This window comes from Enterobacter sp. PGRG2 (genome assembly GCF_030291195.1).
Lineage (GTDB): Bacteria > Pseudomonadota > Gammaproteobacteria > Enterobacterales > Enterobacteriaceae > Enterobacter_D.
This window is the reverse complement of sequence record NZ_CP127837.1, coordinates 2680390-2705350: the sequence shown is the minus strand read 5'-3', so window position 1 is coordinate 2705350 and position 24961 is coordinate 2680390. Positions and strand designations below refer to the sequence as shown.

At 58.4% G+C, this 24961-nt stretch carries 19 protein-coding genes; 10 read left to right on the top strand and 9 right to left on the bottom strand.

From position 1 onward, the window contains the following. Position 1 precedes the first annotated feature (1 nt). The 4 genes from gsiD to gsiA all read right to left on the bottom strand — a co-directional run bounded on the left by gsiD (position 2) and on the right by gsiA (position 5346). On the bottom strand, positions 2-913 hold the full coding sequence (gene gsiD, locus QRD42_RS11920; protein ID WP_072567965.1) for a glutathione ABC transporter permease GsiD: 912 nt from the start codon (positions 911-913) through the stop codon (positions 2-4). A 2-nt stretch (positions 914-915) separates the two neighbouring features. Continuing rightward, complete coding sequence (gsiC, locus tag QRD42_RS11915) at positions 916-1836, bottom strand: glutathione ABC transporter permease GsiC (protein ID WP_318374137.1); 921 nt, start codon at positions 1834-1836, stop codon at positions 916-918. Positions 1837-1899: 63 nt separating this feature from the next. Then, positions 1900-3438, bottom strand: a complete 1539-nt coding sequence (gsiB, locus tag QRD42_RS11910) for a glutathione ABC transporter substrate-binding protein GsiB (protein ID WP_321987203.1) — start codon at positions 3436-3438, stop codon at positions 1900-1902. A 45-nt stretch (positions 3439-3483) separates the two neighbouring features. Continuing rightward, on the bottom strand, positions 3484-5346 hold the full coding sequence (gene gsiA, locus QRD42_RS11905) for a glutathione ABC transporter ATP-binding protein GsiA (protein WP_321987202.1): 1863 nt from the start codon (positions 5344-5346) through the stop codon (positions 3484-3486). Between the two features lie 192 nt (positions 5347-5538). Here gsiA and moeA point away from each other — a divergent pair, with 192 nt between their 5' ends. Next, positions 5539-6774 carry a molybdopterin molybdotransferase MoeA gene (gene moeA, locus QRD42_RS11900; RefSeq protein ID WP_321987201.1) on the top strand — a complete coding sequence of 412 codons (1236 nt, stop codon included), beginning with the start codon at positions 5539-5541 and terminating at the stop codon, positions 6772-6774. Further along, the gene (moeB, locus tag QRD42_RS11895; protein WP_321987200.1) at positions 6774-7529 is read left to right on the top strand and encodes a molybdopterin-synthase adenylyltransferase MoeB; all 756 of its coding nucleotides are present in this window, start codon (positions 6774-6776) and stop codon (positions 7527-7529) included. The genes moeA and moeB overlap by 1 nt, the downstream gene beginning before the upstream one ends. A 138-nt stretch (positions 7530-7667) precedes the next feature. Here the strand turns inward: moeB and fsa are convergent, their stop codons facing one another. Beyond that, the gene (gene fsa / locus QRD42_RS11890; protein ID WP_321987198.1) at positions 7668-8330 is read right to left on the bottom strand and encodes a fructose-6-phosphate aldolase; all 663 of its coding nucleotides are present in this window, start codon (positions 8328-8330) and stop codon (positions 7668-7670) included. A 134-nt stretch (positions 8331-8464) separates the two neighbouring features. Here fsa and QRD42_RS11885 point away from each other — a divergent pair, with 134 nt between their 5' ends. From QRD42_RS11885 to QRD42_RS11870, 4 genes are all read left to right on the top strand, one after another. Next, positions 8465-9364, top strand: a complete 900-nt coding sequence (locus QRD42_RS11885) for a glycyl-radical enzyme activating protein (protein WP_321987196.1) — start codon at positions 8465-8467, stop codon at positions 9362-9364. 4 nt (positions 9365-9368) lie between these two features. Continuing rightward, the gene (locus QRD42_RS11880) at positions 9369-11801 is read left to right on the top strand and encodes a formate C-acetyltransferase/glycerol dehydratase family glycyl radical enzyme (protein WP_321987195.1); all 2433 of its coding nucleotides are present in this window, start codon (positions 9369-9371) and stop codon (positions 11799-11801) included. Positions 11802-11944: 143 nt separating this feature from the next. After that, positions 11945-12760, top strand: a complete 816-nt coding sequence (locus tag QRD42_RS11875; protein ID WP_321987194.1) for a Cof-type HAD-IIB family hydrolase — start codon at positions 11945-11947, stop codon at positions 12758-12760. Positions 12761-12911: 151 nt separating this feature from the next. Then, the gene (locus QRD42_RS11870; RefSeq protein WP_321987193.1) at positions 12912-14177 is read left to right on the top strand and encodes a DUF1479 domain-containing protein; all 1266 of its coding nucleotides are present in this window, start codon (positions 12912-12914) and stop codon (positions 14175-14177) included. Here the strand turns inward: QRD42_RS11870 and QRD42_RS11865 are convergent. Then, positions 14174-15247 carry a LacI family DNA-binding transcriptional regulator gene (locus QRD42_RS11865; RefSeq protein WP_318375711.1) on the bottom strand — a complete coding sequence of 358 codons (1074 nt, stop codon included), beginning with the start codon at positions 15245-15247 and terminating at the stop codon, positions 14174-14176. The two genes, QRD42_RS11870 and QRD42_RS11865, sit on opposite strands and share 4 nt — an antisense overlap. A 257-nt stretch (positions 15248-15504) precedes the next feature. Here QRD42_RS11865 and QRD42_RS11860 point away from each other — a divergent pair, with 257 nt between their 5' ends. The 4 genes from QRD42_RS11860 to QRD42_RS11845 all read left to right on the top strand — a co-directional run bounded on the left by QRD42_RS11860 (position 15505) and on the right by QRD42_RS11845 (position 22509). Beyond that, the gene (locus tag QRD42_RS11860) at positions 15505-16806 is read left to right on the top strand and encodes an MFS transporter (protein WP_072567953.1); all 1302 of its coding nucleotides are present in this window, start codon (positions 15505-15507) and stop codon (positions 16804-16806) included. Between the two features lie 18 nt (positions 16807-16824). Next, a complete protein-coding gene (locus tag QRD42_RS11855) occupies positions 16825-19191 on the top strand; it encodes a glycoside hydrolase family 31 protein (RefSeq protein ID WP_321987192.1) in 2367 nt (788 codons plus the stop codon). Positions 19192-19248: 57 nt separating this feature from the next. Further along, on the top strand, positions 19249-21348 hold the full coding sequence (locus QRD42_RS11850) for an ADP-ribosylglycohydrolase family protein (protein ID WP_321987191.1): 2100 nt from the start codon (positions 19249-19251) through the stop codon (positions 21346-21348). Between the two features lie 168 nt (positions 21349-21516). Next, on the top strand, positions 21517-22509 hold the full coding sequence (locus tag QRD42_RS11845) for a LacI family DNA-binding transcriptional regulator (protein WP_321987190.1): 993 nt from the start codon (positions 21517-21519) through the stop codon (positions 22507-22509). Between the two features lie 50 nt (positions 22510-22559). On the opposite strand, the gene QRD42_RS11840 is transcribed toward QRD42_RS11845, so the two are convergent. The 3 genes from QRD42_RS11840 to QRD42_RS11830 all read right to left on the bottom strand — a co-directional run. Continuing rightward, complete coding sequence (locus QRD42_RS11840; protein ID WP_072567949.1) at positions 22560-23471, bottom strand: OmpG family monomeric porin; 912 nt, start codon at positions 23469-23471, stop codon at positions 22560-22562. Positions 23472-23548: 77 nt separating this feature from the next. Continuing rightward, a complete protein-coding gene (locus QRD42_RS11835) occupies positions 23549-24628 on the bottom strand; it encodes an ABC transporter ATP-binding protein (RefSeq protein ID WP_321987189.1) in 1080 nt (359 codons plus the stop codon). A gap of 9 nt (positions 24629-24637) precedes the next feature. Further along, on the bottom strand, positions 24638-24961 hold a 324-nt coding region (locus QRD42_RS11830), incomplete at its 5' end, for an HAD-IA family hydrolase (protein WP_321987188.1).

The following is a 24961-nucleotide window of genomic DNA, read 5'->3' as shown; positions in this document are numbered from 1 at the left end:
ACTACCCTTTTATCTTCGGATCCAGCGCATCCCGCAGGCCATCGCCTAACAGATTAAACGCCAGCACCGTCAGGAAAATCGCCAGGCTCGGGAAGAGCGCCACGTGCGGCGCGATCACCATATCCGCCCGCGCTTCGTTGAGCATTGCGCCCCACTCCGGCGTTGGCGGCTGCGCGCCGAGGCCCAGAAACGACAGGCTCGCCGCCGAGATAATCGACGTGCCGATGCGCATAGTGAAATAGACCACAATCGACGAAATAGTGCCGGGCAGAATGTGGCTGAACAGAATGGTGGCATCGCTGGCCCCGATACTGCGCGCCGATTCGATAAAGGTCTGCTGCTTCAACACCAGCGTATTGCCGCGCACCAGACGGGCAAAGGCCGGAATAGAAAACACCGCCACGGCGATGATCACATTCGCCATCCCGCTGCCCATCACCGCCACCACCGCGATAGCCAGCAAAATCCCCGGAAAGGCGAACAGCACATCGCACAGGCGCATGATCAGCCGATCCCACCAGCCCTCGTAATAGCCCGCCAGCAGGCCCAGCACGGTGCCGATCGCCGCGCCGATCAGCACCGCGAAGACGCCCGCCGCCAGCGAGATCTGCGCTCCGGTCAGCACGCGGCTGAAAATATCGCGCCCCAGCGAATCGACGCCGAACCAGTGCAGCATGGAAGGCCCGTCGTTTAAGCGGTCATAGTCGAAATAGTTTTCCGCATCGAAAGGCGCGATCCAGGGGGCTATCGCCGCCACCACAATCAGTAATACCACAAACAGCCCCGCCGCCATGGCGACCGGCTGCTGACGAAATCGCCGCCAGAACTCATGCCACGGCGTACGCACATGGTCCGGTTTCAGACCGGGCATGGCCTTTAATATCGCCTGACGACGCCAGTTTAAAAGTCGCATCCTTACTTGTACCTGATAGCCGGGTTAATGGCGGCGTAAAGCATATCCACCACTAAGTTGATAAGAATAAATTCCAGTGAGAAGAGCAGCACTTCTGCCTGGATCACCGGGTAATCGCGCATTTCCACCGAGTCCACCAGCAAACGCCCCAGCCCCGGCCAGTTGAAGACTTTCTCCACCACAATCGAGCCGCCGAGCAGAAAGCCGAATTGTAAGCCCATCATGGTGACCACCGGGATCATGGCATTACGCAGACCATGCTTGAGGATGATCCACTTCTCGCTCACCCCTTTAGCGCGGGCAGTACGCATGTAATCTTCGTTCAGCACATCGACAAAAGAAGCGCGGGTAAAGCGCGCCATCACCGCCGCCACCGCCGCGCCCAGCGTGATGGAGGGTAAAATATAGTGCCGCCAGCTGTCAGCGCCCACCGTCGGCAGCCAGCCGAGTTCGACGGAAAAGACCTGCATCAGCAGCATACCGAGGGCAAACGCCGGAAAGGAGATCCCGGTGACGGCGAGCGCCATGCCGAGACGATCCGGCCAGCGGTTACGCCAGACGGCGGCGGAGATCCCCGCCGCCAGGCCAAACAGCATCGCCCAGCTCATGCTGGCCAGCGTCAGCCACAGCGTCGGCATAAAGCGGCTGGCGATCTCATCGGCCACCGGACGGCGTGACACCATTGAGTTGCCGAAATCCCCCTGTAATACGTCCGTAATGTAATGCCAGAACTGCACATACAGCGGCTGGTCAAGGCCGAGCTGCTGGCGCACCATCGCCACCACCTGCGCATCAGCCTCCGGGCCGGCCACCAGCCGTGCCGGATCGCCTGGCAGCAGATGGACAAATAAAAACACCAGCACCGCCACAATCAGCAGTGTCGGGATAAGACCCAGCAGGCGTTTGAGAAAATAGTTAAGCATGTTCTACCCTGAATCCGATGCCCCTTTTCCCTGCCTTCTTCACAAACAAGAGGGGCATTCTCACTATTTCAAATCCGCATCGTCAAAACTGAAGCCTGTATCCGGCATGATGTAGAACCCGGTCAGATCTTTGTTATGCGCTGATACCAGTTTTTCCACCACCAGCGGCACCCAGGGCGCGTCTTTCCAGATGGTATCCTGCACCGCTTTATACAGGCGGGCTTTCTCTTCCGAACTGGTGGTCTTCAGCGCCGCGACCAGATCCTGATCCACCTGCGGATTGCTGTAGAAGGCGGTATTGAACTGCGTAGGCGGCCAGTTTTGCGTGGTGAACAGCGGCGACAGCGCCCAGTCAGCCTCGCCGGTAGACGCCGTCCAGCCGGTGTAGAACATCCTCACCCCGCTCTCTTTCTGTCCCTTGCCTTCCACTTCTGACGCGCGCTGCCCGGCGTCCATCGCCGTCACCTGCGCCTTGATGCCCACCTGCGCCAGTTGCTGCTGGGTGAACTGCAACACTTTCTGCGCGGTGCTGTGATTATGAGACGACCAGAGTGTAGTGCTGAAGCCGTTCGGGTAGCCTGCCTCTTTCAGCAGTTCGCGGGCTTTCGCCGGATCGTAAGGCCACGGCTGATAGCTTTGCGCGTTGGCCAGGGTCGGCGGGATCACGCCGGTCGCCGGGGTGGCGTAGCCCGCAAAGGCCACTTTCACCAGCGCCTGACGGTTAATGGCGTAGTTGATCGCTTCACGCACTTTGGGGTTGTCGAACGGCTTTTGCGTCACGTTCATGCTGATGTAGCGCTGCATAATGGACGGGCTTGCCACCAGCTCCAGCTTGCTGTTTTTTTGCAGCACCGCCGCCTGCTCGTAAGGGATCGGGAAGGCAAACTGCGCCTCGCCGGTTTGCAGCATGGCCGCGCGGGTGTTGTTATCCACTACTGGCCGCCAGGTGATGGTGTCGAGCTTAGGCAGCCCTTTTTGCCAGTAATCAGCAAATTTCTTCACCTTCACAAAATCGGTCTGGTTCCAGGTCTCAAGGGTATAAGGACCGGTGCCCACCGGGTGGAAGCCAATCTCTTTACCGTATTTAGAGAGCGCTGCCGGGGAAATCATCGCCGTCGCCGGGTGCGCCAGAATATTGATAAAGGCGGAGAACGGCTGTTTCAGGGTAATTTTTACCGTCGACGGATCCACGGCTTCGGTCTGCGCGATATTTTTATACAGGTTATAGCGCTTCAGGCTGCTGGCCGGATCGCTGGCACGGTCGAGGTTCACCTTTACCGCTGCCGCGTTAAAATCGGTGCCGTCCTGGAACTTCACGCCCTGACGTAGTTTGATGGTATAGACCAGGCCGTCGTCCGACACGGTATAACTCTCCGCAAGGACGTTTTTCAGCTTCATGTCTTTATCCAGCCCGAACAGCCCCTGATAGAAGGACTTCGCCACCGCCTGTGAGAGGGTGTCGTTGGCGTCATAAGGATCGAGGGTGGTGAAATTAGAGGCCACCGCCACCACCACGTCTTTCGCGGCCAGCACCGGTGCGGCAGCAAGAACAGAGGCGACGCCGAGCGCAACCTGCCATTTCCGCGCAACAAATTGTGTCATGTTAATCTCCTGAGTTTCCCTGTCTGTCCGGGAATATTATTGTCATTAAAATGCAGATGAAGTGCTGCCTGGTGTTGTGCGTGCGACCAGGTGATCCGGCGCAACCTGGTGCAGCTGCACGCGGCGCGGCGGATCGCCCAGTTTGCGGATGTTGCTCGGCATCTCGTCCGAGAGCAGCACCCGCTGCGGCCGCTGGTGGCCCGGATCGGCCACCGGCACCGCCGCCATTAACTTACGCGTATAGGGATGCTGCGGGTTTTCGAACACCGCGCGCCGGGGGCCGATTTCCACGATCTGCCCCATATACATCACCGCCACGCGATGACTGATGCGCTCCACCACCGCCATGTCGTGGGAGATAAACAGATAAGCGATGCCCATTTCCCGCTGCAAATCGAGCAGCAAATTGATGATTTGCGCGCGGATAGACACATCCAGCGCCGAGACGGACTCATCGGCGATAACCACTTTTGGATTGAGCGCCAGCGCGCGGGCAATGCAGATGCGCTGCCGCTGGCCGCCGGAAAACTCATGGGGATAGCGCCAGGCGTGCTCCGGCTTTAAGCCGACGCGCTCCAGCAGCCAGGCCAGACGGCGCTCCGAGGCCTGCGTATCCAGCAGACCGTGTACCCGCAGCGGCTCCATAATCGAGTAGCCGATGGTTTTACGCGGATCGAGGGAGGCAAAGGGATCCTGGAAAATACACTGAATATCCCGGCGCAGCGGCTGAAGCTGGCTGTCGGGCAGCGTGTCGATGCGCTGACCGTTAAAGGTGATGGTGCCGCCCTGGGAGGCCACCAGCCGCAGCAGCGCGCGCCCGGTGGTGGATTTTCCGCAGCCGGACTCCCCCACCAGCGACAGCGTCTCCCCCGGCCAGAGATCAAAGCTGACGCCTTCCACCGCGTGTACTTCGCGGGTCACGCGATTGAGAATGCCGCTGCGTATCGGGTAACGCGATACCAGATCCCGCACCTGCAAAATGGGCTCCCCCGCCACCACTGTGTCCTGACCATTTCCGGCGTCGGGCAATATTGCGGCGCTGCGGGACGGCAGCGGGAAACGGCGCGGCAGATCGCTGCCGCGCATGGCGCCGAGGCGCGGCACTGCCGCCAGCAGGGATTTCGTATAGGGATGCTGCGGCGCGTTGAAGATCTGCTCCACGCTGCCGGTTTCCACGGCTTCGCCCTGGTACATCACCAGCACCCGGTCAGCAATATCCGCCACCACGCCCATATCATGGGTGATAAAAATCACCCCCATCGCCATCTCTTTTTGCAGCACGCTGATCAGTTGCAGGATCTGCGCCTGGATAGTCACGTCCAGCGCGGTGGTGGGCTCATCGGCGATCAGCACCGCCGGGCGACAGGAGAGCGCCATGGCGATCATCACCCGCTGACGCATCCCGCCGGAAAGCTGGTGCGGGAAGCGGGATAAAATGGCATCCGCCTCGGGAATACGCACCTGCTCCAGCATGCGTCGGGCTTCTTTCAGCGCGGCATCGCGCCCCAGCCCCTGATGCAGGCGGATCGACTCGGCGATCTGCTCGCCGACGGTAAACACCGGATTGAGCGAGGTCATCGGCTCCTGAAAGATCATCGCCATATCCGCTCCGCGCACGCTGCGCATCTGAGCATGACTTAACCCATTCAGATCCACCACCTGACGGCTTCGGCGTTGCAGACGAAGCTCATCGCTGCTGACCATGCCGCCGGACTGCGCCAGCAGACGCATCAGCGCCAGCGCCGTAACGGATTTACCAGAGCCGGATTCGCCGACAATCGCCAGGGTTTCCCCCCGTTTCAGGGTAAAGGAGAGATCCCGCACGACGTGCGACGTGCCGCCTTCGTCCGGAAAACGAATATTCAGTTTACTGACCCGCAGCACTTCACTGGCGTCTGACTCAAGCACGTGCGACCACCCTCTGACCTCTTACTGATTGAGTGCCTGAAAACAGGCATGAATTTTGACTATAGAAAGTCAAATCAACGAAGTAAAGCAACCTGACCGGTAAGGCACATATTGATTACATTCAGCCGAACCGGGTTTTCTGCCATAATAGGCGTTTTGAATGCACGTTCAGATTGCCAGTCAGGAGCACACATGGAGTTTTCCGCAGGCCTTATGCCACTGGAGACAGCGCTGTCTCAGATGCTGTCCGTTATTACCCCGATCACCGCGTACGATACGCTGCCGCTGCTGGCCTGTTTCGGGCGCGTCACGGCGCACGACGTGGTTTCGCCGCTGAATGTCCCCGGCTTTGATAACTCCGCAATGGACGGCTACGCCGTGCGGCTGGCGGATCTGGCGGCGGGCGCGCCCCTGCCGGTTGCGGGAAAGGCCTTTGCCGGGCAGCCGTTTAACGATGTGTGGCCTGTCGGCACCTGCGTGCGCATTATGACCGGCGCGCCCGTTCCTGCGGGCTGCGATGCGGTGGTGATGCAGGAAGAAACCGAACAGAGCGATGCGGGCGTGCGTTTTACCCGCGAGGTGCGCGCCGGGCAGAATATCCGTCGCCTCGGGGAAGACATCCGCGCCGGTGAGGTGGTGTTTAAGGCCGGGCAGACGCTGACGGTGGCCGAACTGCCAGTGCTGGCGTCGCTGGGTATCGCCAGCGTCGACGTGGTGCGTAAAGTGCGCGTGGCGCTGTTTTCCACCGGCGATGAACTGCAACTGCCGGGACAGCCGCTGGGCGACGGACAAATCTACGATACTAACCGGCTGGCGGTGCATTTAATGCTGGAGCAGCTTGGCTGCACGGTGATCAACCTCGGCATTATTCCTGACGATCCCGCCCAGTTACGGGAAGCCTTTATTGCCGCGGACAGCCAGGCTGACCTGGTGATCACCTCCGGCGGCGTATCTGTGGGTGAAGCGGACTACACCAAAACGCTGCTTGAAGAGCTGGGTGAAATCGGCTTCTGGAAGCTGGCGATCAAGCCCGGTAAACCTTTCGCCTTCGGCAAGCTAAGCCAGAGCTGGTTCTGCGGGCTGCCGGGCAATCCGGTATCAGCGGCAGTGACTTTCTATCAGCTTGTGATCCCGCTACTGGCGAAACTGGGCGGTAAAAATGACAGCGCGCTGCCGACGCGTCTGCGCGTGCGCACCGCCACCCGCCTGAAAAAATCACCGGGCCGCCTCGATTTTCAGCGCGGCCTGTTAACCCGCAATGAACAGGGCGAATTAACCGTCAGCACCACCGGGCATCAGGGCTCGCATATCTTCAGCTCCTTCAGCCAGGGCAACTGTTTTATCGTGCTGGAAGCGGAGCGGCAGAACGTCGAAGCGGGCGAATGGGTTGAGGTGGAGCAGTTTAATCATCTGTTCGGAGGGCTGTAATGGCCATTGAACTGAGCGATGGCGAGATGATGCGCTACAACCGGCAGATCGTGCTGCGCGGCTTTGACTTTGACGGTCAGGAGCGGCTGAAAGGCGCACGGGTGCTGGTGGTGGGGCTTGGCGGGCTGGGCTGCGCAGCGGCGCAGTACCTGGCGGCGGCGGGCGTCGGCCATCTGACGCTGCTGGATTTTGATACTGTCTCCCTCTCGAATCTGCAACGGCAGACGCTGCACAGCGACGCCACGCTTGGCGAGCCCAAAGTAGAGTCGGCCCGCGCGGCGCTGGCGCGTATCAATCCGCACGTCTCCTTTACCCTGCTTAACGCGCAGCTGGACGACGACGCCCTTAACGCGCAGATCGCCGCCCACGATCTGGTGCTGGACTGCACCGACAACGTTGCGGTCCGTAATCAGCTTAATGCCGGATGTTTTCAGGCGAAAGTGCCGCTGGTCTCCGGCGCGGCGATCCGCATGGAAGGCCAGATCAGCGTCTTCACCTGGCAGCCGGGCGAGCCGTGCTACCGCTGCCTGAGCCGTCTGTTCGGCGAGAATGCGCTGACCTGCGTGGAAGCGGGCGTGATGGCCCCGCTGGTGGGGGTGATTGGTTCGTTACAGGCGATGGAAGCCATCAAGCTGCTGGCGCATTATGGCACGCCCGCCGCCGGGAAAATCGTGATGTACGACGCCATGACCTGCCAGTTCCGCGACATGAAATTAATGCGCCATGCCGGATGCGAGGTGTGCGGGCAATCTTAGCCGCTATGCCCGGCGGCGCTGCGCTTGCCGGGCCTACATAAATTCGTCGCATTCGTCACCGTAGGCCGGGTAAGGCGCAGCCGCCACCCGGCGATTCAGGTTTGGTAGGCCGGGTAAGCGCCAGCGCCACCCGGCAATTTACAGCCCCAGCCGCCCAAACGCTCCCTGCCAGTCCTGCTCAAACTTCTCGATAGCCGCCTCCACCGCCGGAGCGGCGATAAACTGCTGCGCCACGTCCAGCGGCAGCGTAATAGATTCACAGCCCGCCAGCAGGCAGTCCAGCGCCTGACGCGGAGTTTTAAAGCTGGCAGCCAGCACTTTTGCCCCTGGCGCGTGCAGACTTAACAACCGCTGCAAATCGCACACCGTCTGAATACCGTTTCCGCCCTGCGCATCCACGCGGTTCACATAGGGCGCAACATATTCCGCGCCCGCCAGCGCGCTCAACAGCCCCTGCCCTGCGCCGTACACTGCAGTACCGAGCGTTGGAATGCCTTCCGCCTTCAGCAACTTTATGGCTGCCAGACCTTCAGCGCTGACCGGTACTTTCACCACGATATCCGCCATGATGCTGCGCAGCTTACGGGCATCCATCACCATACCTTCAGCTGTGGTCGCCATCACCTGGGCGAATAACCGGCCCCTGCCACCCAGCGCGTCATGCAGGGCGGGCAGTAGCTCCTCCAGCGGCGTTTTACCCGCCGCAACAATGCTCGGGTTAGTGGTCACGCCTGCCAGCGGGAAAATACGCGCCAGTTTTCTGACTGCCGCAACGTCGGATGTATCGAGATAAAGTTCCATGATCTGACCTTCAAAATGTGAGATGTAGCATGCGCTGAAACTTACCTCAGCCAACCTGAATGATACTTGATCGGCGTCAAAATAACTTTCATTCGAAAGTCATTTAATCTTCATACGTAAGATGAGGCACAATCATGATATTCAATATTCAGCGCTACTCCACCCACGATGGCCCCGGTATCCGTACCGTGGTGTTTCTTAAAGGCTGCTCGCTTGGCTGCCGCTGGTGCCAGAACCCGGAAAGCCGTTCGCTGAAACGCGATCTGCTCTACGACGCCCGGCTGTGTCTCGACGGCTGCGATCTGTGCCAGAAAGCCGCGCCCGCGGTCATTGAACGTGCGCTGAACGGCCTGCTGATCCATCGCCAGCCTCTCAATGAGGCGCAGCTGGACGCGCTGAGGGCATGCTGCCCGACCCAGGCGCTGAACGTCTGCGGCGAAACAAAACCAGTGGAAGAGATCATGACCACCGTCCTGCGCGATAAACCCTTTTACGATCGCAGCGGCGGCGGCATCACCCTCTCCGGCGGCGAACCCTTTATGCAGCCTGCGCTGGCCGCCGCGCTGTTTAAGGCCAGCCATGAGGCGGGCATCCACACCGCGGTGGAAACCTGTCTGCATGTGCCCTGGCACTACGTTGAGCCCTCTTTAGATAATGTCGATCTGTTCCTTGCGGACCTGAAACATGTCGACCGCGAGAAATTCAAAGCCTGGACCGATGGCTCGGCTAAGCGCGTGCTGGAAAACCTTAAACGCCTCGCGCGCAAGGGCAAACTGCTCACCATTCGCGTACCGCTGATCCCCGGTTTTAACGCCGATGAGACGTCGCTCCGCGCCATTACCCGTTTTGCCGCCGACGAACTCAACGTCCGCGATATTCATTTTTTGCCGTATCACACGCTGGGCATGAACAAGTATCACCTGCTCGGCCAGACCTACACCGCGCCAGACAAACCGCTCGACGCCCCGGATCTGCTGGCTTTTGCAGAAAACTACGCGCGCGAATGCGGCCTGACCGCCACGTTACGAGGATAACCTTATGACTACCTTACGTCTCGACACCCTGACTGACCGCATCAAGGCGCATAAAAACGCGCTGATCACCATCACTAAACCGCCGGTCTGCACCGAGCGCGCGCTGCACTATACCCAGGCTTATCAGCAGCATATGGATAAGCCGATCCCGGTGCGCCGCGCCCTCGCCCTCGCCCATCACCTGGCGGAACGCACTATCTGGATCAAGCATGACGAGCTGATCGTCGGCAACCAGGCAAGTATGGTTCGCGCCGCGCCGATCTTCCCGGAATATACGGTGACCTGGATTGAAAATGAGATCGACGATCTTGCCGATCGTCCGGGCGCAGGCTTTGCGGTGAGCGAAGAGAACAAGCGCGTGCTGCATGAAATCTGCCCGTGGTGGCGCGGCCAGACGGTACAGGATCGCTGCTACGGCATGTTTACCGACGAGCAAAAATCGCTGCTGGAGACCGGCATCATTAAAGCCGAAGGCAATATGACGTCCGGCGATGCGCACCTGGCGGTGAACTTCCCGCTGGTGCTGGAACTGGGCATGGATGGCCTGCGTAAAAAAGTCGCTGAGCGCCGCTCGCGCATCAACCTGACGGTGCTGGACGATCTGCACGGCGAGCAGTTCCTCAAAGCCATTGATATCGTGCTGGAAGCCGTGAGCCTGCATATCGCACGCTTTGCGGATCTGGCGCGCACCATGGCGCAGGCAGAAACCCGTGAAAGCCGTCGCGACGAACTGCTGGCGATCGCGGAAAACTGCGACATCATCGCCCATCAGCCGCCAAAAACGTACTGGCAGGCCCTGCAACTGTGCTATTTCATCCAGCTGATTTTGCAGATCGAATCTAACGGTCACTCGGTGTCCTTTGGCCGCATGGATCAATATCTGTATCCGTATTACCGCCGTGACGTGGAGCTGGACCAGAGCCTGGCGCGGGAAGACGCCATCGAACTGCTGCATGCCTGCTGGCTGAAGCTGCTGGAAGTGAACAAAATCCGTTCCGGCTCGCACTCCAAAGCCTCGGCCGGTAGCCCGCTGTATCAGAACGTCACCATTGGCGGTCAGAAACTGGTCAACGGTAAGCCGCTGGATGCAGTAAACCCGCTCTCTTATGCGATCCTCGAATCCTGCGGCCGCCTGCGCTCCACCCAGCCGAACCTGAGCGTGCGTTACCACGCGGGGATGAGCAACGATTTCCTCGACGCCTGCGTGCAGGTGATCCGCTGCGGCTTCGGTATGCCAGCCTTCAATAACGACGAGATCGTTATCCCGGAATTTATCAAGCTCGGGATCGAACCGGCAGACGCTTACGATTATGCGGCGATTGGTTGCATCGAAACCGCCGTTGGCGGCAAATGGGGCTATCGCTGCACCGGCATGAGCTTTATTAACTTCGCCCGCGTGATGCTGGCGGCGCTGGAAGGCGGACGGGACGCCACCAGCGGCAAAGTATTCCTGCCGCAGGAACTGGCGCTGTCGAAAGGCAATTTCAGCGACTTTTCGCAGGTGATGGACGCCTGGGATACGCAGATCCGCTACTACACGCGCAAATCCATTGAGATCGAGTATGTGGTGGACACCATGCTGGAAGAGAACGTGCATGATATTCTCTGCTCGGCGCTGGTGGACGACTGCATCGAACGCGCGAAAAGCATCAAACAGGGCGGCGCGAAATATGACTGGGTTTCCGGTTTGCAGGTGGGGATCGCCAACCTCGGCAACAGCCTCGCGGCGGTGAAAAAGCTGGTGTTCGATCAGGGGGCGATTGGTCAGCAGGAACTCGCCAGAGCGCTGGCGGAAGATTACGAAGGGCTGACCCACGAGCAGCTGCGTCAGCGTCTGATCAACAGCGCGCCGAAATACGGTAATGATGACGACAGCGTGGATCTGCTGCTGGCGCGCGCCTATCAGACCTACATTGAGGAGCTGAAGCAGTATCACAATCCGCGCTATGGCCGTGGTCCGATCGGCGGTAATTACTACGCCGGTACCTCGTCCATTTCCGCCAACGTGCCTTTTGGAGCCGCAACCATGGCGACCCCGGATGGCCGTAAAGCCCATACCCCGCTGGCGGAAGGCGCAAGCCCAGCCTCCGGTACCGACCATTTAGGGCCGACGGCGGTAATAGGCTCGGTGGGTAAACTGCCGACGGAGGCGATCCTGGGCGGCGTGTTGCTGAACCAGAAGCTGAATCCGGCGACGCTGGAAAACGACAGTGACCGTCAGAAGCTGATGATGCTGCTGCGCACCTTCTTTGAAGTGCATAAGGGCTGGCATATTCAGTACAACATTGTATCGCGCGAGACGTTAATCGCCGCGAAGCAGCATCCGGATCAGTATCGTGACCTGGTGGTGCGTGTGGCAGGGTATTCGGCGTTCTTCACCGCCCTGTCGCCGGATGCGCAGGACGATATTATCGCCCGTACCGAACATACGTTGTAATCCCCCTTGCCCGGTGGCGCTTCGCTTACCGGGCCTACCCGTTTGATAACGACGGGCAAACTTTCGAATGAAATAAAATTGTGCTTCTGCTCACATTGTTATTAGAATGTTTCTGGTCGCAGTTACATTCAGGAGCGCAATGCATGACCGTTAAAGTTATCGTCACCGATATGGACGGAACTTTCCTTGATGATGCCAAAACCTACGATCGCGATCGTTTTCTGGCACAGTTTGAGCAACTACAGCGCCGCGGTATTGAATTCGTGGTCGCCAGCGGTAACCAGTATTATCAGCTCATCTCCTTCTTCCCGGAAATTCAGGATCGTATTTCATTCGTCTCAGAAAATGGCGCGCTGGTCTATGAACACGGCCAGCAACTTTTCCACGGCGAGCTGACCCGCCATGAATATCAGATCGTGCTCGGCGAGCTGCTGAAGGACAGAGGGCTGAACTTTGTCGCCTGCGGGCTGGAGAGCGCTTATGTGAGCGATCGCGCCCCGGACGCCTTTGTCGAACTGATGTCGCACCATTATCATCGTCTGAAACCGGTGCGCGACTATCACGACATCGACGATAAAATGTTTAAGTTCTCCCTCAACCTGCCGGACAGCGACATTCCGCAACTTATTGACGCGCTGCATGTCTCCCTCGACGGCATCATGAAGCCCGTCACCAGCGGCTTTGGCTTTGTCGATCTGATCATTCCCGGTCTGCACAAAGCTAACGGCATTACCCGCCTGCTGAAACGCTGGGGCATATCGCCGGGGGAATGCGTGACCATCGGCGACAGCGGCAACGATGCCGAAATGCTGCGTATGACGGATTACTCCTTTGCCATGGGCAATGCCGGCGACGCCATTAAAGCCATTGCCCGTCACCGCACGGACGATAACAATCACCAGGGCGCGCTGAATGTTATTCAGGCGGTGCTCGACGGTACCGGCCCCTTCACGGCCTGACCTTTCTGATGCCGGTGCGTCCTGCGCTGGCATCACACTTTTCCCGCTTTGTGCACCTCATCAAGTTTTTAAACTTGCATTAACTTTTTTTTAACTTAAATTAGCATATGTAAGTTATTTTACTTTCGAATGAAAGAAAAGTGAGGTCATTATGGCTGTAATCTTTGCCAGCGAAACGCTGCCTGCCGATCACAAAGCGGCGATCCGTCAACTCAAGCAGGCGCTGCGCGCGCAAATCGGCGACGTGCAGGCGGTATTTAACCAGTTAAGCGAGCGTATTGCCGCCCGCGTCACGGAAATCAACGCCCTGAAAGCCCGCGGCGAACCGGTGTGGCCGGTGATCCCTTTTGCCGATATTCAAAACGGCACCCTCAGCGAGGCGCAGCGCGAGGCGGTAAAACGCCGCGGCTGCGCAGTGATCAAAGGCCACTTCCCGCGTGAACAGGCGCTGGGCTGGGACCGTTCGATGCTGGAATATCTCGATCGCAACCATTTTGACGAGGTGTACAAAGGACCGGGCGACAGCTTCTTCGGCACGCTGGAGGCATCCCGCCCGGAGATCTACCCGATTTACTGGTCGCAGGCGCAGATGCAGGCGCGGCAGAGCAGTGAAATGGCGCAGGTGCAGTCTTTTTTAAACCGCCTGTGGATCTTTGAGAGCGAGGGCAAACAGTGGTTTGATCCGGATGTCAGCGTGATTTACCCGGATCGCATCCGCCGCCGTCCGCCGGGCACCACCTCGAAAGGGCTGGGGGCGCACACGGATTCCGGCGCGCTCGAGCGCTGGCTGCTGCCTGCCTATCAGCAGGTGTTCGCCGCCGTATTTAACGGCAAACCGGAGCAGTACGATCCGTGGAATGCCGCGCACCGTACCGAAGTAGAAGAATACACCGTCGATAACACCACCAAATGCTCGGTGTTCCGTACCTTCCAGGGCTGGACGGCGCTGTCGGATATGCTGCCGGGCCAGGGCTTGCTGCATGTGGTGCCGATCCCGGAAGCGATGGCGTATGTGCTGCTGCGTCCGCTGCTTGACGACGTGCCGGACGACGAGCTGTGCGGCGTGGCGCCGGGCCGCGTGCTGCCGATCTCCGCCCAGTGGCATCCGCTGCTCATTGAGGCGCTGACCAGCATTCCGGCGCTGGAGGCCGGGGATTCGGTCTGGTGGCACTGCGATGTGATCCACTCGGTCGCGCCGGTCACCGATCAGCAGGGCTGGGGCAACGTGATGTACATTCCTGCCGCGCCGCTGTGCGAGAAAAACCTCGCCTATGCGAAACGCGTTAAAGCGGCGCTGGAAAAAGGCGCATCGCCGGGCGACTTCCCGCGCGAAGACTATGAAACCAACTGGGCGGATCGCTTTACGCTGGACGATCTGAACGAGCACGGCAAGCGCGCGCTGGGCATGCCGGTTTAATCATCRTACARCCCTTCCCTTTCCACGGCGGTGCGYCTTTTGTCCGGGCGTATCCGCCGCACTGACTCCCGCACCGCCAGCCTGCCATTGAGTAACAGCGTGCCGGTGGGCGCGTCGGGGCGGATCAGCCGCTGCTGTAACAGATGCACCGCTTCTTCCCCCAGCTCGTCGCGCGGCACATGTACCGCGGTGAGCGGCACGTCCTGGATGGCCGCCAGGTTAAAGCCATCGATGCTCATCACCGACACGTCCTGCGGCACCCGCAGCCCGCGCTTTTGCAGCGCTTTCACTGCGCCCGCCGCCAGAAAATCACCGCCCATCAGAAAAGCCGTCGGCAGCGCTTTCGCGGGCTGGGCGTCAAGCCATTCCCCCACCCGGTCTTCCGCCTCGCGGGCGCTGAAACTCTGCACCAGCAGCACGTCGCGGTTATCGCTGAAGCGGAGATTTTGCGCGCGCCAGGCGTCACGAATGCCCGCCAGCCGCAGCTCCATGGTGTAGCGCCGCAGGCAGAGTACGTTCATCACGTGGCGATGGCCCATTTCGAACAGGTAACGGGCGGCAAATTCGCCGATCAGCCGGTGGTCCGGGGCGATGGCGGGCAGGCGCATTTTGCGATCCCGGCTGTTGATCAGCACGCAGGGCTTTGCCAGATCGGCGGCCAGATCGTGAATATGTTCATCGTCGATGCCGAGCAGGATCGCCGCCTGGGTGTCGCTGTCGTTCATTTTCGCCAGAAACAGGTTGGCATCGCTGTCGTTCTCCTCCAGCGCGCAGTAACGCAGGTGCACTTCATGCGGTGCCAGCGCTTTGCTGATGCTCTGGATCACCCGGTAATAGAAGATGTCCGAACGTTCATCAAAGGCGCGCTGCGGGGCAAACACCAGCAGACTGTTGAGCAGCAGCCGTCCGGCGGCCATACCGTCCATCACGCCCAGTTCACGGGCGCAGGCCAGCACCGCCGCCCGCGCCTTTTCGCTGGTATTGGCTTTTCCCGCCAGCACCCGCGATACCGTGCTGGCGGACAGCCGGGTGCGGGCGGCGATTTCGGCGATTCTGAGCTTTTTGTCCATTTTGTGATCTGCGCCCGTTCGTTAAATGAAAGAATTTTCATAAGCGTGCTTTCACGCTATATCTGTAATGCATGTCATTTTCGCCGGATGTAAGGCAAATTAATGAGAAAAGTTGCACAAAATCCGCTATTGCCCGGCAATTAATTTTCATAACCTCAAAAGGACGCACAACTTCCATACTAGTTGTGTAATGACTCTGTAATTAAAACCATAAGTATCAAACAGATACCCCTACAAAACGTCCTTCGGAGAGTGTTATGAGTCAGGACATTAATAACGACATCGCGGTCGGCAAGCCGCGACGCATCATCAAGAATCTTCGCTGGTGGGTGCTGGTGCTGTTTTTGCTCGGCGTCACCGTCAACTACATCACCCGTAACTCGCTGGGTATTCTGGCTCCGGAGTTAAAAGACAGCCTCGGCATTACCACGGAACAGTATTCGTACATTGTTGGCGCGTTCCAGCTCGCCTATACCCTTTTTCAGCCGCTCTGTGGCTGGCTGATTGACGTGATCGGCCTGAAGCTGGGCTTTATGATCTGCGCTGCGCTCTGGGCGCTGGCCTGTATTTTACATGCCGGGGCCGGAAGCTGGCTGCAACTGGCGATCCTGCGTTTCTTTATGGGCGGCGCGGAAGCGGCGGCGACCCCGGCCAATGCCAAAACCCTCGGGGAGTGGTTCCCGAAATCAGAACGCCCGGTGGCGGCAGGCTGGGCGGGGGTCGGATTTTCGATTGGCGCGATGCTGGCCCCGCCGATTATCTATTTCGCCCATGCTTCTTTCGGCTGGCAGGGCGCCTTTATGTTCACCGGTGGGCTGGCATTGCTGTGGGTGGTGCTGTGGTGGGCGTTCTACCACAACCCGGATAAACACCCCAATCTGAGCAAAGAGGAGCTGGCGCATATTCAGCAGGATAATGAGCCGCTCACCGAAAAACTGCCCTTCTTTACCGCGCTGAAAACCGTCTCGAAAAATAAACGCTTTTACGGCATCGCCATTCCGGCCTTTATGGCGGAACCGGCCTGGGCGGTGATGAGCTTCTGGGTGCCGCTGTATCTGGCGAAAGAGCACGGCATGGATCTGAAACAGATCGCCATGTTCGCCTGGCTGCCGTTCCTCGCCGCCGATCTGGGCAGTATCGCCAGCGGCTATCTCACCAAACTTTATACCCGCTGGTTTGGCTGCGCGCGCATCAATTCTATTGTTGCCAGTTCGGTGACAGGCGCGTTTCTGATGATCTCGCTGGCTGTCGTCACCCTCACCCGCGATCCGATCATTATCATCGCGCTGATCTCCATTGGCGGTTTTGGCCATCAGATCATCTCCTGCATGCTGAGCGCGCTGGTGGTGGAGTCCTTCGACAAGGGGCAGATGGCGACGGTCAACGGCATGCGCGGTTCCTGCGCGTGGATCGCCAGCTTCCTGTTCTCGCTGCTGATTGGCGTCACCGCCGACAAGATCGGCTTCAACCCGCTGTTTGTCGCCATGGGATTCTTTGACCTGATCGGCGCTTTTTTCCTGGTGGCATTTATTGCTGAACGTCGCGCTAAACGCGCCTGATAGTGGATGTAAATCGATATGAAAACGTTGAAAAACTGGACGCTGCACGCGCAGACTGACCACCACCTTGAACTGCTGGTCGACGGGCAGCACAAGCTCTGCCTGTACGTACTGGAAGAAACGCTGTTTGGCGTGCTGGTAAAACGTAAGGGCGAGCTGACGCTGGACAGAACCTGGAGCATCGCCCCGGCGCAGGACGTGCCCTGGGAAGGCCGCGCCCGCGACGATCTGAGCGGTTTTAGCTGCCCGGCGTGGACGCTCTCCCGCACCGATGACAGCCTGACGGTGGAGAGCGCCGCCCTGCGCGTTACCGTCCACCAGCCGCTGTGGCTGGAGTGGCATTATCGCGATGACGCGGGCGAGTGGCAGTGGCTGACGGGGGATCGTCCCACCAGCGCCTATCAGCTCAATGCCCACGGCGACGGCGTGGCGCACTATCTGCGCCGTGAGAAAAATGAACGTTTTTACGGTCTGGGCGAAAAGGCCGGGGATTTACAGCGCAACGGCAGGCGTTATGAGATGCGCAATCTGGATGCGATGGGCTATAACGCCGTCAGCACCGATCCGCTGTATAAGCATATTCCCTTCACCATAACCCGCCGGGATGACGTCAGCTACGGCCTGTTTTATGACAACCTGAGCAGCTGCTGGCTGGATCTGGGTAATGAGATCGACAACTATCACACCGCCTATCGCCGCTGGCAGGCGGAAGCGGGCGACATCGATTACTACGTCTTTACCGGTAAACGGGTGCTGGACGTCACCAAAGCCTTTGTGCGCCTGACCGGCAAAACGCTGTTCGGCCCGAAATGGAGCCTCGGCTACAGCGGCTCGACCATGCACTACACCGACGCGCCGGATGCCCAGCATCAGCTGATGAATTTCATCCGCCTGTGCGCGGAGCACGCCATTCCCTGCGATTCATTCCAGCTGTCGTCCGGCTATACCTCCATCAATAACAAGCGCTACGTCTTTAACTGGAACTACGACAAAGTGCCGCAGCCGAAGGTGATGTCCGGCGCATTTCATGAGGCGGGCATTAAGCTGGCGGCCAACATCAAACCCTGTCTGTTGCAGGATCACCCGCGCTATGAGGAAGTGGCGCAGCAGGGGCTGTTTATCCGCGATTCCGAAAGCGACGCGCCGGAGCGCTCCAGCTTCTGGGATGACGAAGGATCGCATCTTGATTTTACCCATCCACAGACCATCGCCTGGTGGCAGAACGGCGTTACCACGCAACTGTTGGAGATGGGTATTGATTCCACCTGGAACGATAACAACGAGTATGAAGTCTGGGACGGCGAAGCGCGCTGTCACGGCTTCGGGCGCGAAATCGCCATTAAGCATATCCGCCCGGTGATGCCGCTGTTAATGATGCGCGCCTCAATGGAAGCCCAGCAGCGGTTCGCGCCGCACAAGCGCCCGTATCTGATCTCCCGCTCCGGCTGCGCCGGGATGCAGCGCTACGTGCAGACCTGGAGCGGCGACAACCGCACCAACTGGAATACGCTGCGCTATAACACGCGCATGGGCGTGGGCATGAGCCTGTCAGGACTGTTTAACGTCGGCCATGATGTCGGCGGATTTTCCGGCGATAAGCCGGATGCCGAGCTGTTTGTCCGCTGGGTGCAGAACGGCGTGATGCATCCGCGTTTCACCATCCACTCATGGAATGACGATCGCACGGTCAACGAGCCGTGGATGTACCCGGCGGTAACACCAGCCATTCGCAGCGCCATCGAACTGCGCTACCGCCTGCTGCCCTATCTCTACACCCTGTTGTGGCAGGCCCATGCCGATGACGAGCCCATGCTGCGTCCGACCTTTCTCGATCATGAGCATGACGCGCAGACCTTCGCCGAGTGCGACGATTTTATGCTCGGCCGCGATCTGCTGGTGGCTAGCGTCGTGGAACCGGGTCAGCGCCAGCGTCGCCTGTGGCTGCCGGATAACCACAGCGGCTGGTACGATTTTTACAGCGGCGACTGGTACAGCGGCGGTCAGTGGGTGACGCTCGACGCGCCGCTGGAAAAACTGCCGCTGCTGGTGCGCGCCGGGGCGGGACTGCCGCTGAGCGAGCGCATCACTCATGTTGACGCCTGCGCGGATACCAGCCGCGAGCTGAAACTCTACCCGCTGAAAGGCGTCGGTAAAACGTCCGGGCTGCTGTTTGAGGATGACGGGGAATCCTGGGGGTACCAGGAGGGTAACGCGCTGTGGCTGACATGGGAAATGACCTGCGATGCCGGATCTATATCACTGAATATCACCCCGCGCGGCGATTATAATCCGGCGTGGAAAGCGTTGCAGGTGTCGTTACCGGCTGGTGAAAAACGGCAGCTGTGGGTGAACGGCGTGGCCACCAGTGAGTGGCGCTTTGGCTGATTCGCCCCGCTCCTGACAGCGCACAACGGATGTGGCAACTTATCTATCAGGGAGGAAATGATGGCCTTACCGGCAGATTATTATCAGCGCCTGTACGCGGGCGTGCTGGGGAAATTAATCGGCGTCTACTTAGGACGCCCGTTTGAAGGCTGGCGCTATCAGGAGATCGTCGATCGGCTTGGCCACGTCGATTATTACGTGCATGATAAATTCGACCGCCCGCTGGTGGTGGCGGATGACGACGTGGCCGGTACCTTTACCTTTATCCGCGCCCTGGAAGACTATGGGCTTGCGGATACGCTCACCGCGGAACAGATCGGCCAGTGCTGGCTGAACTACATTATCGATAAGCGCACCATTTTATGGTGGGGCGGCAACGGTAATTCCACCGAGCAGACGGCCTGGCTTAACCTCAAAAAAGGCATTCCCGCGCCGTTAAGCGGTGCGGCTTCTACCAATGGCAAAACCATTGCCGAACAGATTGGCTCACAGATATTTATTGATGGCTGGGCGCTGGTCGCGCCCGGTCAGCCCGCCCTTGCCGCCTCTTTAGCGCAAAAAGCTGCCAGCGTCAGCCATGATGGCGAAGCGGTATGGGCGGCGATGCTGTGGGCAGCCATGGAAGCCCAGGCTTTTATCTGTAGTGATATTCAGCAGCTGCTGGAGGTGGGCCTGTCGTTTATTCCTGCCGACTGTGAAATCGCCCGTATGATCGCCGACGTTCGCCGCTGGCACCGGGAGGACGGCGACTGGCACCTCACCCGCGAGAAGATCGACGCGCAGTACGGTTACGACAACTACCCCGGCAACTGCCCGATGGTGCCCAATCATGCCCTGATGATCATGGCGATGCTCTACGCCCCTGATAATTTTCAGCAGGCGCAGTGCATTATCAATACCTCCGGTCGGGACACCGACTGCAACGCCGGTAATGTCGGCTGTCTGTCGGGGATCATGACCGGACTGGCGGGCATTGACGCCGGGCCGGACTGGCGCGGGCCGCTGGCGGATCGTTTGCTCATCTCCTCGGCGGACGGCGGTTTTTCCATTAATAACGCCGTGCGCATTACCGATTATCTGTACGATCTTGGCCACCAGCTCGCCGGGCTGCCGCGCCCGGCGCCCCGTAAAGATGGCGCACAGTTTCACTTCTCGCTGCCCGGCAGCGTGCAGGGTTTCCGTTCCCTGGCGCCCTCGGTGCAGGTGGGCAATGCAGCCTGTCAGGGGCGGAATATGCTGTGCCTTGACTACCCCGCCCTGCCGCCGGACGCGCCCGCCTGCGTCACCACCCTCACTTTTTCGCCGCCGGAAGTGGCCGATATGCTGAGCTACGCCAGTTACGATCTGCTGGCGACGCCGCTGATTTATCCCGGTCAACAATTACGGGCCACGCTGTTTGCCCCGCCGGATAACCGGCAGATCGTCACGGTGCGGCTCTGCTACCGGGTTTATGACGAAAACAGTGAACGGCAACTTTACTACGGTGAGCCGCAGCCGTTGCCGCCGGGCGGCGGGATCACGCTCGCCATGACGCTGCCGGACTGCCAGGGTCAGCCCATTGCCGGGGTGGGCATTGCGCTGACGGCCCCCTCTGCCGGACGGGTGCTGATGGATACCCTGCGCTGGGACGGTACGCCGCAGCTCACCCTGCGCAAACCCGCAGGCATAAGCGATTTCTGGTGGCGATCCTGGGTGAACGGCGCGGATTTACTCTCCCGGCACTATCCGGATCGTATCCGTATCTCCAGCGAACGGGACGAAGGGGTGTTGATCCACGGCACCCGCGAGTGGCGCGACTACCGCATCCAGTGCGATCTCACCCTGCACCTGGGCGACTACGGCGGGCTGGCGTTCCGCTTCCAGGGGATGCGCCGTTATTACGCCGTGCGCCTCACCGCTGATGAAAAGCTCCAGCTGATACGGGTGCGCGACGATAAGGTTAAGGTTCTGGCCGAAGCGCCGCGTACCTTCGTTTTCGAGCGCGAGATCGCTTTTGATATTCGCCTGCAGGGGAGGCTGATTGAAGCCACGGTGGATCATCTCCGGCTTAGCGTGATTGATGACGACGACAACGCTTTCACCGACGGCGGCTGCGGGCTGTTGGTGTTTGCCGGTGCTATCTCCACCGCCGCGATGCATATTTCTCCGGTTCATTAATCTGCCGCTTATCCGGCGGAGAGGATATTCCGCCGGTTAATCATTCACTGAGAGTAAGGCTGACCGTACAGTGATGCATTTCATTAATTAACCACTTAATGTTTGTCTTGCCCGCCTTATCTCCCGTAAGATGGACGATGTAACTCTATTAATGGAACTTGTAAGGTTATGTCCCCTACCATTTATGATATTGCGCGCGTGGCGGGTGTTTCAAAATCTACCGTCTCGCGGGTACTCAATAAAAAAACCAATATTTCGCCGCAGGCGAGGGATAAAGTTCTGAAGGCGATGAGCGAGCTAAATTATCATCCCAATAAAGCCGCCCGTGCGCTAACCTCATCCGGCTTTGACGCCATTATGGTTATTTATACCCGACCGACAAAAACCACTGCCGGTAATCCTTATTTCTCTGAAGCCTTACATGCCATTACCGAAAAAGCGGAAGATGCAGGTTTTGACGTTATATTACAGACGTCGTTAAGCCCCGCCGATGAACTGCAAAAATGCGAAAGCAAAATCATGCAGAAGATGATCAAGGGCATTATTATGCTCAGCTCTCCGGCGAATGAGTTATTTCTGGCGCAGCTTGATAAGCACGGTATTCCGGTGGTGGTGATCGGTAAAGTGGAAGGCCAGTTTCAAAACGTCTATTCGGTCGATACCGATAATTATCACGACAGTATCGCCATTACCGATGCGTTAATTAAAGGCGGTCATAAAAATATCGCCTGTATTCACGCCCCGCTGAGCTATCACGTTTCCATCGATCGGGTTAACGGCTTTAAAGCCAGTTTGCAGGCCAGCCAGTTGCCGCTGCGTGACGAGTGGGTCATCGACGGCGGCTACAGGCAGGAGAGCGCGCTGGATGCCGCCCGCGCCTTACTGAGCCTGCCCACACGCCCCGACGCGATCTTCGCCACCGACAGCCTGAAGCTGATGAGCGTCTATCGCGCGGCGGCAGAGCAAAACATCCGTATCCCGCAGCAGTTGACGGTGGTGGGCTACCTTAACGAAACCCTCTCTTTTATTCTCAACCCGCCGCCCGGGGGCATTGACGTGCCGTCCCAGGAACTGGGCGCGCAGAGTTTTGATCTGATCTTTAAGCTGATTTCCGGCAAGCCCTGCCCGCGAAATGTGATTGTGGCAACGACCATTATTTGAGGGCACCTGATGAAAAGAGTGGCACAGGCGTGCCACTCTGGCGATCAATCTCAGAACGCGTAGTTGAAGCCGACCCCGACGTAGTGGAACTTGTCGTCGCTGCCTTCGTCATGACCCTGCCATTCAAACGCATAGTCCAGCGTCATGGACAGGCCGTTCTGGAAATCGTACGCGTACAGCATACCCAGACGGTTCATGTCATGGTCTTCGCGGGTAATATCATCCTGCCAGTCCCAGTTTGACCAGCGGTCGAGGTCAAGGCGGGTGTAAGGCGTTAAGGTGGTATTACCTAACGAAATCGGTAAATAGGCACGGATTTGCTGGGTGGAGAACTCGCCGTTATTGCGCCCGCTGTCCATGTTAAATCCACGCTCCAGATAGTAGTTGGTTACTACCGAGAAGGTATCGTTGATTTTATATGTAAAGCCGGTTTCCGTTTCCACGCGGCTGTCTGCATAGCCGGTAGCGTTGAGATCGTTGGCAAACTGGTACAGCGCCAGCCAGCCGCCAAAACTCCAGGCGTCGTTAAGCTTCAGGTTCCAGTCCGGGGCGATTTTCCAGCGCTGCATATTCGCCGTACCGGCATCTTCATTATGTTCATCCTTGAAGTGATAACCATAATTACGGAAGCCGCCGGTCAGACCGAGGGAGAAATCTTCCCGGTCAATAAACTGATAGTGAATTTCCAGTTCCGGACGATCAAACCAGGTGCCACGCGTACCGCCGCTGTAATCCACCGGGCCTTCCTGATAATAAGCCACCGCCACGCGCCAGGGGCCTTTAGAGGCATTGAACCAGACCGACGGTTCATACAGCCCGTCCATGTCCTCCCCCTGACCTTCGACGTTTTCACTTTCGTACATGGCGCCAATATTAAACTGCCAGTCGTTGTTTTCAGTTGCCTGCGCGCAGAATGTTCCGGCGCACAGGATCAATGCGGCACGGCTCAGTAAGATTTTCATTTTCATTCCTTAGAAAAATAAAAATGTCATGCCGGATGAATCTATCCGGCGATATATTTATATAGTTAAGCGGCCAGTTAAATAGCCTGTTCGGTTTCCGCGTCAAAGAAATGACACTTATTCATATCGAAGTGAATGTTGATATTATCTCCCGCATGATAATCATTAACTGCTCCGGCACGTACCACTAACTCATGCCCCCCGACGGTGCTGTATAGCATAAATTCCGCACCGGTTAATTCCGCCACGCTGATACGCGCGGCGACACAATTTTCTTCCTGATGCTTTGGATGAATATCTTCCGGACGAATTCCCATCACCACCGCTTTATGCTGGCAACCGCTGGCCTGTAAAGCGCTTAATTTATTTTGTGGAATGGTTAATTTAAGGGTTTCGGTAATAAACTGGTTGCCGTCGATGGTGCCGCGAATAAAATTCATGGCCGGTGAGCCAATAAATCCCGCGACAAACATATTGGCCGGATGGTTATAAACCGTTTTCGGCGCGCCTACCTGCTGAATAATACCGTCCTTCATGATCACAATACGCGTCGCCATGGTCATGGCTTCGGTCTGATCGTGGGTGACGTAAATCATGGTGGTGTTCAGCTTCTGGTGCAGCTTGCTGATTTCCGCGCGCATCTGCACGCGCAGTTTGGCGTCCAGGTTAGAGAGCGGTTCGTCCATCAGGAACACCCCGGCTTCACGCACGATGGCGCGCCCGAGGGCGACACGCTGACGCTGGCCGCCGGAGAGCGCGCCCGGCTTGCGCTTTAAGTAATCGCGCAGGCCAAGGATCTGCGCCGCCCAGTTGACGCGCTCGTCGATAATCGCCTTATCGATCTTCTGCATTTTCAGGCCGAACGCCATGTTGTCGTAGACGCTCATGTGCGGATACAGGGCGTAGTTCTGAAACACCATGGCGATGTTACGCGCCTTGGCGGGCACGTCGTTGACGCGCTTGCCGTCTATCATCAGGTCGCCGTCGCTGATCTCCTCAAGCCCGGCGATCATGCGCAGCGTCGTGGATTTACCGCAGCCTGACGGCCCCACAAAAACAATAAATTCTTTATCCTCGATCTCCAGGTTGAAGTCTTTTACCACGTGGACCTGGTTGTCATAAATCTTCTGGATATGTCGCAACGAGAGTTGTGCCATTTTGTGTCCTTACTTTCTGTGTTGCCAGAATGCTGATAAACGCGGCCACGTCAGTTCTTCCGTAGAGGAAAGACGCAAGGTTGCGTGCTTCAGGGTGTCGCCAATGCCGATGGACGCCATGCCGCAGGCATTGATGGCGTCAATACCGGCCTGCGCATCTTCCACGCCGATACAGGCTTGCGGGTCGACGCCCAGCCCGGTGCAGGCGTTAAGAAAGATTTCCGGATCCGGTTTCGAGTGGCTGATGCGTGACGCATCGGCGCAAAAGCCAAACAGCGCCGTCATCTCCAGTGCCTCAAGGATCGCCGGGGCATTCAGGGAGACGGACGCGAG

Coding starts and splice junctions, on each gene's coding strand:
- gsiD (WP_072567965.1), bottom strand. CDS start 913: ATGCGACTTTTAAACTGGCGTCGTCAGGCGATATTAAAGGCCATGCCC.
- gsiC (WP_318374137.1), bottom strand. CDS start 1,836: ATGCTTAACTATTTTCTCAAACGCCTGCTGGGTCTTATCCCGACACTG.
- gsiB (WP_321987203.1), bottom strand. CDS start 3,438: ATGACACAATTTGTTGCGCGGAAATGGCAGGTTGCGCTCGGCGTCGCC.
- moeA (WP_321987201.1), top strand. CDS start 5,539: ATGGAGTTTTCCGCAGGCCTTATGCCACTGGAGACAGCGCTGTCTCAG.
- moeB (WP_321987200.1), top strand. CDS start 6,774: ATGGCCATTGAACTGAGCGATGGCGAGATGATGCGCTACAACCGGCAG.
- fsa (WP_321987198.1), bottom strand. CDS start 8,330: ATGGAACTTTATCTCGATACATCCGACGTTGCGGCAGTCAGAAAACTG.
- QRD42_RS11885 (WP_321987196.1), top strand. CDS start 8,465: ATGATATTCAATATTCAGCGCTACTCCACCCACGATGGCCCCGGTATC.
- QRD42_RS11880 (WP_321987195.1), top strand. CDS start 9,369: ATGACTACCTTACGTCTCGACACCCTGACTGACCGCATCAAGGCGCAT.
- QRD42_RS11875 (WP_321987194.1), top strand. CDS start 11,945: ATGACCGTTAAAGTTATCGTCACCGATATGGACGGAACTTTCCTTGAT.
- QRD42_RS11870 (WP_321987193.1), top strand. CDS start 12,912: ATGGCTGTAATCTTTGCCAGCGAAACGCTGCCTGCCGATCACAAAGCG.
- QRD42_RS11860 (WP_072567953.1), top strand. CDS start 15,505: ATGAGTCAGGACATTAATAACGACATCGCGGTCGGCAAGCCGCGACGC.
- QRD42_RS11855 (WP_321987192.1), top strand. CDS start 16,825: ATGAAAACGTTGAAAAACTGGACGCTGCACGCGCAGACTGACCACCAC.
- QRD42_RS11850 (WP_321987191.1), top strand. CDS start 19,249: ATGATGGCCTTACCGGCAGATTATTATCAGCGCCTGTACGCGGGCGTG.
- QRD42_RS11845 (WP_321987190.1), top strand. CDS start 21,517: ATGTCCCCTACCATTTATGATATTGCGCGCGTGGCGGGTGTTTCAAAA.
- QRD42_RS11840 (WP_072567949.1), bottom strand. CDS start 23,471: ATGAAAATCTTACTGAGCCGTGCCGCATTGATCCTGTGCGCCGGAACA.
- QRD42_RS11835 (WP_321987189.1), bottom strand. CDS start 24,628: ATGGCACAACTCTCGTTGCGACATATCCAGAAGATTTATGACAACCAG.